Source organism: Mycobacterium sp. NPDC051804, from assembly GCF_044452905.1.
Lineage (GTDB): Bacteria > Actinomycetota > Actinomycetes > Mycobacteriales > Mycobacteriaceae > Mycobacterium.
This window is the reverse complement of the sequence record NZ_JBITCD010000023.1, coordinates 1-1,486: the sequence shown is the minus strand read 5'-3', so window position 1 is coordinate 1,486 and position 1,486 is coordinate 1. Positions and strand designations below refer to the sequence as shown.

Below are 1,486 nucleotides of genomic sequence, written 5' to 3'. Positions count from 1 at the left end.
GTCAGCGATGCGTCTGATCGCCGCGATCAACACTGCCCTCGACGTCCACCTCAACGTCCGCACCCTGTTCGACGCACCCACCATCACCCAACTGACGCCGCATCTTCATCCCGAGGTGGGTGGGTTGGCACCGTTGGTGGCCGGTGAGCGGCCGTCGGTGATTCCGTTGTCGTTTGGTCAAGGAAGATTGTGGTTCCTCGAGCAATTGCAGGGTCCCTCACCGGTTTACAACATGCCGGTGGCGTTGCGACTGCGTGGTCGGCTCGATGTCGGGGCGCTCTGGGCTGCGCTGTCTGATGTGGTGGGTCGCCACGAAACGCTGCGCACCATATATCCAGACGTCGACGGTGCGCCGCGCCAACAGATTGTGACGGCGGAGCAGACGAACTTCGGCTGGGAGGTTGTTGATGCCACTGCATGGTCGCAACACCAGCTGGCCGACGCAATCGACGTCACTGCGACTCATACCTTTCATTTGGCAACCGAAACCCCGCTTCAGGCAAAGCTTTTCAACCTTGCCGACGATGACCATGTCTTGGCGGCCGTGGTGCACCATATCGCCGCTGACGGCTTTTCGCTGAGTCCGTTGGTGGCTGATCTGGGTAGGGCCTATTCCAGCAGGTGTGCGCGACAGGCCCCTGATTGGGCCGCGTTGCCTGTGCAGTATGCGGATTACGCGCTGTGGCAGCGCGCGCGATTCGGCGATCTCGATGACCGCGAGAGTCCCATCGGTGTCCAGCTGGCGTATTGGGAGCAGGCGCTGGCCGGAATGCCCGAACGACTCGTCTTGCCCTCTGATCGCCCCTATCCGCAAGTCGCGGGTTACGGCGGCGCCAGCGTGGCAGTCGAATGGCCTGCGGAGCTGCAGCAGCGGATACGCACCGTGGCCAGGGAACACAACGCGACGAGCTTCATGGTGATTCAGGCCGGGCTGGCGGTGCTGCTGTCCAAGATGAGCGCCAGTCCTGATATCGCGGTGGGCTTCGCGGTTGCCGGCCGCAACGACCCCGCCCTCGAGCAACTGGTCGGTTTTTTCGTCAATACCTTGGTCATGCGTGTGCAGCTTGACGGCGAGGCCACCGTAGGTGATCTCCTGGGCCAGGTTCGCGTCCGCAGCCTCGAGGGTCTTGAGCACCAGGACGTGCCATTTGAACTGTTGGTCGAACGGCTCAATCCGATCCGGTCGATGAGCCACCACCCCCTGGTCCAAGTGGGCCTCACCTGGCAGGGCCACGACGGCCCAGTCGCGGGACTGGATCTCGGGGATCTGCAGATCACCCCGATGCCGCTGCAGGCCCACACCGCCCGGATGGACTTGACGTTTTCGCTCGGTGAACGCTGGACCGCAGACGCCCAGCCCGCAGGAATCGGCGGCGCGGTCGAATTCCGCACCGATCTTTTTGATGCGGAAAGTGTTGTGGCGTTGGTTGATCGGTTGCAGCGGGTGTTGGTGGCGATGGTGGCTGATCCGTTGGCGCGGGTGTCG

1 protein-coding gene is annotated in these 1,486 nt (G+C 63.1%); it reads left to right on the top strand.

Annotation, left to right across the window (positions count from 1 at the left end):
- Positions 1–1,486 (top strand): condensation domain-containing protein (locus tag ACIA48_RS30260; protein WP_396740007.1); only part of this gene is annotated, 1,486 nt, incomplete at both ends.